Below are 6,505 nucleotides of genomic sequence, written 5' to 3'. Positions count from 1 at the left end.
TTATTATTACGTTAATCGTGTGAATTCTGTTTAACCTGTTATCTAGTTTTGAGTGAATATACTCAAAGGAGCTTCTACTAAGTACCGTCACGTCCTGTGACAAACGTAGAAGTCAGCACATCCTGTGCAAGTCTAGTTTTGAGAGAATGTAATTTTTGGTAATTTAAAATTACACTTGAAATTTTCTCTGAAAATAGTATAATTATTTTTGTCATAATGTCTGGTGATGATGGCGAAGAGGTCACACCCGTTCCCATCCCGAACACGGAAGTTAAGCTCTTCAGCGCCGATGGTAGTTGGGGGTCTCCCCCTGTGAGAGTAGGACATTGCCGGGCAATTTTATATTATTCCGCAGTAGCTCAGTGGTAGAGCTATCGGCTGTTAACCGATCGGTCGCAGGTTCGAGTCCTGCCTGCGGAGCCATTATGGAGAGCTGTCCGAGTGGCCGAAGGAGCACGATTGGAAATCGTGTAGGCGGTTAACGCTGTCTCAAGGGTTCAAATCCCTTGCTCTCCGCCACTACTTTATTCATAGATTGATTTTATGGCCCATTGGTCAAGCGGTTAAGACACCGCCCTTTCACGGCGGTAACACGGGTTCGAATCCCGTATGGGTCACCAACTTTTATAAAGATTCAATGTATGTTAATATGAATTAAGTACTTTGGAGGATTAGCTCAGCTGGGAGAGCATCTGCCTTACAAGCAGAGGGTCGGCGGTTCGATCCCGTCATCCTCCACCATTTTAATAATATTATCGCGGGGTGGAGCAGTTCGGTAGCTCGTCGGGCTCATAACCCGAAGGTCGCAGGTTCAAATCCTGCCCCCGCAACCAATTAAAAATGAAAATTCAGGAGAAGCGAGAAGGTCGAGGAAGCAAAACGAGTGAAGACCGGAGCGTACGTTGTTTGTACGAGGATCTGAATGAGTGAAGCTGACGAAGAGATCGAAGCTTATCGTAAATTTACGGTTCCGTGGTGTAGCGGTTAACATGCCTGCTTGTCACGCAGGAGATCGCGGGTTCGATTCCCGTCGGGACCGCCATATTTTTTTATTTAGAAACTAAATTACGATTTATAAAAATGGCTCAGTAGCTCAGTCGGTAGAGCACGTTCGAGTAAGCTACAAAGCAAAGCATCAGCGCACAAATTGAGCTGCTACTTGGTTAAGCTCCCTGAAATTTGGGCGAAGGTTTCAAGTTTAAAACAAAGTATTATTCGATTTTAATAAATGGCTCAGTAGCTCAGTCGGTAGAGCAAAGGACTGAAAATCCTTGTGTCGGCGGTTCGATTCCGTCCTGAGCCACCATTTAATATTATTAAGCCGGTGTAGCTCAACTGGTAGAGCAACTGACTTGTAATCAGTAGGTTGGGGGTTCAAGTCCTCTTGCCGGCACTGTTTTATTAATATGGAGGGGTAGCGAAGTGGCTAAACGCGGCGGACTGTAAATCCGCTCCTTCGGGTTCGGCAGTTCGAATCTGCCCCCCTCCACCATCTATATATAACATAGGGGCATAGTTTAAAGGTAGAACAGAGGTCTCCAAAACCTCCAGTGTGGGTTCGATTCCTACTGCCCCTGCCAATATAAATTTCGTGGCGGTTGTGGCGAAGTGGTTAACGCACCTGATTGTGGTTCAGGCATTCGTGGGTTCGATTCCCATCAGTCGCCCCATTTTTAATTTCTAGTATTAACATCTTGATTCATTTCTGATTAAGCATGAGGGATTAAACTCAATTACTATAATGATATTAGGTTTTACTAAGATATCACGTCTACTTAGTAGTCGACGATTATTCATGAAGCATACTCAGGAAGTTTTTTCTTGAAGCTTATTCATTGGGCTATAGCCAAGCGGTAAGGCATCGCACTTTGACTGCGACATGCGTTGGTTCAAATCCAGCTAGCCCAGCCAATCTTTTTTTAGAAACAATTTTGCCTTAATAGCATAGGCTAGAGTATAATATAATTAAATGATGCGGAAGTAGTTCAGTGGTAGAACACCACCTTGCCAAGGTGGGGGTCGCGAGTTCGAACCTCGTCTTCCGCTCCATTTTCTAGTTGGCGGCATAGCCAAGTGGTAAGGCAGAGGTCTGCAAAACCTTTATCCCCGGTTCAAATCCGGGTGTCGCCTCCAATTCATTTATTGAATTGTTATCTAGAAATGCTTTTTTTATACCTCTTAGCCGGGGTGGCGGAACTGGCAGACGCACAGGACTTAAAATCCTGCGGTAGGTGACTACCGTACCGGTTCGATTCCGGTCCTCGGCACCATATGTATTAGGCCAGTGTGGCGGAATTGGCAGACGCGCACGACTCAAAATCGTGTTCCTTTGGAGTGTCGGTTCGATCCCGACCACTGGTATTAAAATGACAGGATATCCCTGTTTTTATTTTTGTTACTTGTTCGACAAATTTCGCTATTTTTTTCAAAGTATTGATTCTTAACGTAGACCTTGGTATAATACAAAACAACCAATATATGCGGGTGTAGTTTAGTGGTAAAACCTCAGCCTTCCAAGCTGATGATGAGGGTTCGATTCCCTTCACCCGCTCCATACATACTATTATCAACGCAGTGTTTCGTTTCTTAGTAAAACGGGGCATTGCGTTATTTATTTTTTTATTCGATAACTTTATATGTTGCTTCACCACCATGTATTTGAAGAAACATTTTTGTTAAGGATGCTAATAAATCCTTCGCATCTTCACTGTTCATAGAAGGTCGAAGGTATACTAGATGAAGTGCGTCCTTGGTATCGAAGTTAACGGATGTTCTCTTAGAATCAACGTATGGACTTCCGAAAGCTCCTATAGAGTCTTTTGAGAGAATCTTGTTTTCAAAATTAACTTCGCGTTCATTTACGGCCAAGTATGTATCAGATTCAGTTCCAATTGTTATTAAGATATTACCTTTGAGTAAGTTATAATCATAGATGCCTAATGGAATTTGATATTGTAGAGATAAGAAATTATTCAAGTCAACAGCTGAGTGCATACTACTAATATACTGTTGTTTTTGAACGCGGCGAAGCAATGCTTCATTGGAAGGGCGGTATCTAGCAGGATCAGCCCCAACCAGCTTAAATGAATTTCGCCATTCTTTAACACTTGGAATATCTGTAACATTTTTTTCAGCATATTCAAAAAATAAGGATTCTTGAAATAGTCTGAGGCGACCTTGTAACATTTGAGGTGAGTGAGACACTTCTATATTTTCGTATAAAATTGCACCTATTTTAAAGTTGTCAATCTTCTGTTTGAGACCTGAATCTATATTAATTTCCATAAATTTAACCCTCCAAATACTATTTTATTTATCTTACCATATATTTTAGAGGGCCTTTAAAGAAGGGGGCTTTGGGAGTGGACTATTATCAACTTAAGGAAGAGATTATTCAATATAGTAAAGAAATTGGTATTGATAAAATTGGGTTTGCAAGTGCATCTGTTTTTGATGAATTAAAACAGCGATTAACTGTACAGCAGGGACTAGGATATCAATCAGGTTTTGAAGAGTCGGATCTCGAAAAACGTTCTAATCCTGACTTGTTATTACCGAAAGCAAGGTCCATTATTTCGATTGCCTTAGCCTATCCTTCTAAAATGAAAGCTGCACCAAAAAGCACCAAAGCTGATCGTAGAGGAATATTTTGTAGAGCTTCTTGGGGACAAGATTATCATGTTGTGTTAAGAGATCGCTTGTCAAAGCTAGAATCCTATATAAAGGAAAAGGTGCCAGAAGTTAAAATTAAATCTATGGTCGATACAGGAGAGCTATCTGACCGTGCTGTTGCACAGAGAGCAGGCATAGGCTGGAGTGGTAAAAACTGTGCGATTATTACACCCGAGTTTGGTTCATATGTTTATCTGGGCGAAATCATTACGAATCTACCACTTTTACCTGACAAGCCATTGGAAGATCAATGTGGAAGCTGTAATAAATGTGTAGACGTCTGTCCAACTGGGGCTCTAGTACAAGGTGGGCAGCTTGACTCTTCTAAATGTATTGCTTTTTTGACGCAAACAAAAGGGTTTCTACCAGAACAGTATCGCGCTAAACTTGGAAACAGACTATACGGTTGTGACACTTGTCAAACTGTTTGTCCCGAAAATAAAGGGAAAGATTTTCACTTTCATGAAGAAATGGAACCCGATCCTGAGATTGCAAAGCCGAAGCTTAAACCCCTTTTAACGATGAGTAATCGAGAGTTCAAAGAGAAGTTTGGTCATGTTTCAGGCTCTTGGAGAGGAAAAAAACCGATCCAACGTAATGCAATCATTGCTCTTGCACACTTTAAAGATACAACAGCGATCCCCGATTTAATTAAACTATTGCATACAGATCCAAGACCAGTGATTAGAGGAACAGCTGGATGGGCTATCGGGAAGATTGGAGAACTAGAAGCAAGCGATGAATTACAGAAAGCTTTTGCAAACGAGTTAGATCATGATGCCAAACTAGAAATAGAAAAAGGGATAGAGCTATTAGAAAGAAGATAGTAACGCTAGGGATGATACTATAGTCATCCTTTTTTTATACTCAGAATTTATATATTTAAAGAGTAAGTGTGCGTTTTTACATCAGATTCAGCGCCTAGCCCCGACGCACAGGACGTGCTAGTGCAGTCATGGCGATTGACGTCGCGTTCCCTGCCTGCCTCGAGGTCATAAGTCAATTATAAATTGAAGGCAAAGAACACCTTCTGTTTATAATCGCCTTATGCTATGCCTAAGGCTGTTCAAGGCGCTTGCGCTTTTGTTCATATCCTCTCCATACAAACATATTGTGTACTATTAAACAATTGGTGGTGGAGGGAAATGATGAAAAAGCTGCTAACCGAATTAAATGAAGAGAAACTTCAAATGCTTATTAATAAAAAAAGGATACCGATGAGTCGAAACAACGAAGATTATCAGGCCCTTGAACGAAAGGTACACATAAATGAGGAAAGAAACATTGAGGTTGTTAAAGGAAATACTAAAATCTCAATAAAAGAAGCAAAAGAAGTCGGGAAGAAACTAACAGATGTGTTTTATACATGTCATTACAAGTGGCTAAATAAACAAAACGATATTTTTTTCATTGAAGAAAGAATTGAGAAGAGAAAAGCAAGAATCTATAAAAACAATCTTGTTGAGGATGAGGAAACAGAGAATACAAAAATGTTTAGTGATGAACAAATCTATGAGGAGAAAGAGGAAAGATCGTCTTTTTATTATGATCGACTGGCAGCTGTTCAATACGCAGAAAGATGGTGGAATAGCCATAACTCAAAGTATAAGAATTTCGGTGATAATTGCACCAACTTTATTTCACAATGTTTGCATGCAGGTAATGCTTCTATGAGGGGCTATCCGAATCGATCAAGCGGCTGGTGGATGCAGAGTAACGATTGGAGTTATAGTTGGACTGTCGCAAATTCAATGAGATTATTTCTTGGCTCTTCAAAAACCGGATTACGTGCAAAGGAAGTTTCTACTGCAGAGGAACTAATGCCAGGAGATGTAATTTGCTTAGATTTTCAAGGTGACGGCAGATACGATCACACGACGATTGTAGTGGCGAAGGATCAGAATAATATGCCACTGGTTAATGCGCAATCCTATAATAGCAGGATGCGCTATTGGTCCTACGAAGACTCGACAGCATATACACCTAATATTAAATACAAGTTTTATCACATTGTTGATGATACAACAAAGAAATAACAGTGGTATAATAGTTGCTAGTGAAAAATTACGAGGTGAGAAAAGTGGCAATACATGTTGTTTTATATCAACCACAAATTCCTTCAAATACGGGAAATATTGCACGAACTTGTGCTGCAACTAATACAACACTCCATTTAATCCGGCCTTTAGGCTTTTCTACAGATGATAAAATGTTAAAGCGTGCAGGCTTAGATTATTGGGAACATGTAAAAGTTGTATATTATGATTCAATTGATGATTTTTTTGAAAAAAACAGTGGAGCAGAGTTCTTTTACTTATCAAAATTTGGGACAAAAACCTTTACTAGTTTTGACTATAGTGAACCAGATAAGGATTATTACTTTTTATTTGGTCGTGAGACAACTGGTTTACCCAAAGACATTATTCACAACAATTCAGACAGATGCCTACGCCTACCAATGACAGAGAATGTACGTTCACTTAATTTATCAAACACAGCAGCTATTCTTATTTATGAAGCCTTGCGACAACAACAATATCCAGGCTTACAATAAAAAACGACCTCAACTTTTTAGTTGAGGTCGTTTTTTATATTATTTTTTCACACTAGGCTTGTCATCATATCCAGCAGTGAAAATGGCTGTTATAAATGCTAAAGAAACGCCTAAAATTAAAATAAACCTCATGAATAGTCCTCCTCTGCTACTTAATACTATTCTGTTAAGAATTTTTTTCTATAGTAAAGGGTTTATGTATATCATAACCCTTTTATCGCTGATTACATTATAACTCAATATAAAATAAGAGTGAATGTATATCCTCTAATTTTTAAA

The 6,505-nt window shown here is 39.7% G+C and carries 4 protein-coding genes, 17 tRNA genes and 1 rRNA gene; 21 read left to right on the top strand and 1 reads right to left on the bottom strand.

Annotation, left to right across the window (positions count from 1 at the left end; all coding sequences use genetic code 11):
• Positions 1-219 precede the first annotated feature (219 nt).
• The 18 genes from rrf (at position 220) to ACFFIX_RS12160 (ending at position 2,554) form a co-directional block, all read left to right on the top strand.
• Positions 220-335, top strand: a 5S ribosomal RNA gene (rrf, locus tag ACFFIX_RS12245).
• Between the two features lie 13 nt (positions 336-348).
• Positions 349-423: transfer RNA gene (locus ACFFIX_RS12240), tRNA-Asn, on the top strand.
• 4 nt (positions 424-427) lie between these two features.
• Positions 428-519 (top strand) — tRNA-Ser (locus ACFFIX_RS12235).
• A gap of 26 nt (positions 520-545) precedes the next feature.
• Positions 546-620: transfer RNA gene (locus ACFFIX_RS12230), tRNA-Glu, on the top strand.
• Positions 621-665: 45 nt separating this feature from the next.
• A tRNA-Val gene (locus ACFFIX_RS12225) sits at positions 666-741 on the top strand.
• 15 nt (positions 742-756) lie between these two features.
• Positions 757-833 (top strand) — tRNA-Met (locus ACFFIX_RS12220).
• A 133-nt stretch (positions 834-966) separates the two neighbouring features.
• Positions 967-1,042 (top strand) — tRNA-Asp (locus ACFFIX_RS12215).
• Positions 1,043-1,230: 188 nt separating this feature from the next.
• Positions 1,231-1,306, top strand: a tRNA-Phe gene (locus ACFFIX_RS12210).
• Between the two features lie 14 nt (positions 1,307-1,320).
• Positions 1,321-1,393: transfer RNA gene (locus ACFFIX_RS12205), tRNA-Thr, on the top strand.
• Between the two features lie 15 nt (positions 1,394-1,408).
• A tRNA-Tyr gene (locus ACFFIX_RS12200) sits at positions 1,409-1,492 on the top strand.
• A 14-nt stretch (positions 1,493-1,506) separates the two neighbouring features.
• Positions 1,507-1,580: transfer RNA gene (locus ACFFIX_RS12195), tRNA-Trp, on the top strand.
• A gap of 14 nt (positions 1,581-1,594) precedes the next feature.
• Positions 1,595-1,670 (top strand) — tRNA-His (locus ACFFIX_RS12190).
• Between the two features lie 166 nt (positions 1,671-1,836).
• Positions 1,837-1,911 (top strand) — tRNA-Gln (locus ACFFIX_RS12185).
• Positions 1,912-1,974: 63 nt separating this feature from the next.
• Positions 1,975-2,049, top strand: a tRNA-Gly gene (locus ACFFIX_RS12180).
• Positions 2,050-2,059: 10 nt separating this feature from the next.
• A tRNA-Cys gene (locus ACFFIX_RS12175) sits at positions 2,060-2,133 on the top strand.
• A gap of 48 nt (positions 2,134-2,181) precedes the next feature.
• Positions 2,182-2,270: transfer RNA gene (locus ACFFIX_RS12170), tRNA-Leu, on the top strand.
• Positions 2,271-2,280: 10 nt separating this feature from the next.
• Positions 2,281-2,361 (top strand) — tRNA-Leu (locus tag ACFFIX_RS12165).
• A 119-nt stretch (positions 2,362-2,480) separates the two neighbouring features.
• Positions 2,481-2,554, top strand: a tRNA-Gly gene (locus ACFFIX_RS12160).
• Positions 2,555-2,619: 65 nt separating this feature from the next.
• On the opposite strand, the gene ACFFIX_RS12155 is transcribed toward ACFFIX_RS12160, so the two are convergent.
• On the bottom strand, positions 2,620-3,285 hold the full coding sequence (locus ACFFIX_RS12155; protein WP_378934255.1) for a B3/B4 domain-containing protein: 666 nt from the start codon (positions 3,283-3,285) through the stop codon (positions 2,620-2,622).
• A 77-nt stretch (positions 3,286-3,362) separates the two neighbouring features.
• On the opposite strand from ACFFIX_RS12155, the gene queG reads away from it, so the two are divergent.
• From queG to trmL, 3 genes are all read left to right on the top strand, one after another.
• Positions 3,363-4,499 (top strand): tRNA epoxyqueuosine(34) reductase QueG, encoded by a 1,137-nt coding sequence (queG, locus tag ACFFIX_RS12150; RefSeq protein ID WP_378934253.1) that lies wholly within the window; start codon positions 3,363-3,365, stop codon positions 4,497-4,499.
• Between the two features lie 321 nt (positions 4,500-4,820).
• The gene (locus ACFFIX_RS12145) at positions 4,821-5,708 is read left to right on the top strand and encodes an amidase domain-containing protein (RefSeq protein WP_378934251.1); all 888 of its coding nucleotides are present in this window, start codon (positions 4,821-4,823) and stop codon (positions 5,706-5,708) included.
• A gap of 44 nt (positions 5,709-5,752) precedes the next feature.
• The gene (gene trmL, locus ACFFIX_RS12140; protein ID WP_378934249.1) at positions 5,753-6,226 is read left to right on the top strand and encodes a tRNA (uridine(34)/cytosine(34)/5-carboxymethylaminomethyluridine(34)-2'-O)-methyltransferase TrmL; all 474 of its coding nucleotides are present in this window, start codon (positions 5,753-5,755) and stop codon (positions 6,224-6,226) included.
• The last annotated feature ends 279 nt before the right edge of the window (positions 6,227-6,505 follow it).

It is taken from the genome of Metabacillus herbersteinensis (assembly GCF_042433335.1).
GTDB classification, from domain to species: domain Bacteria; phylum Bacillota; class Bacilli; order Bacillales; family Bacillaceae; genus Metabacillus; species Metabacillus herbersteinensis.
Note: the sequence above shows the minus strand (reverse complement) of the source record. Positions and strands in the feature narration are given on the sequence as shown.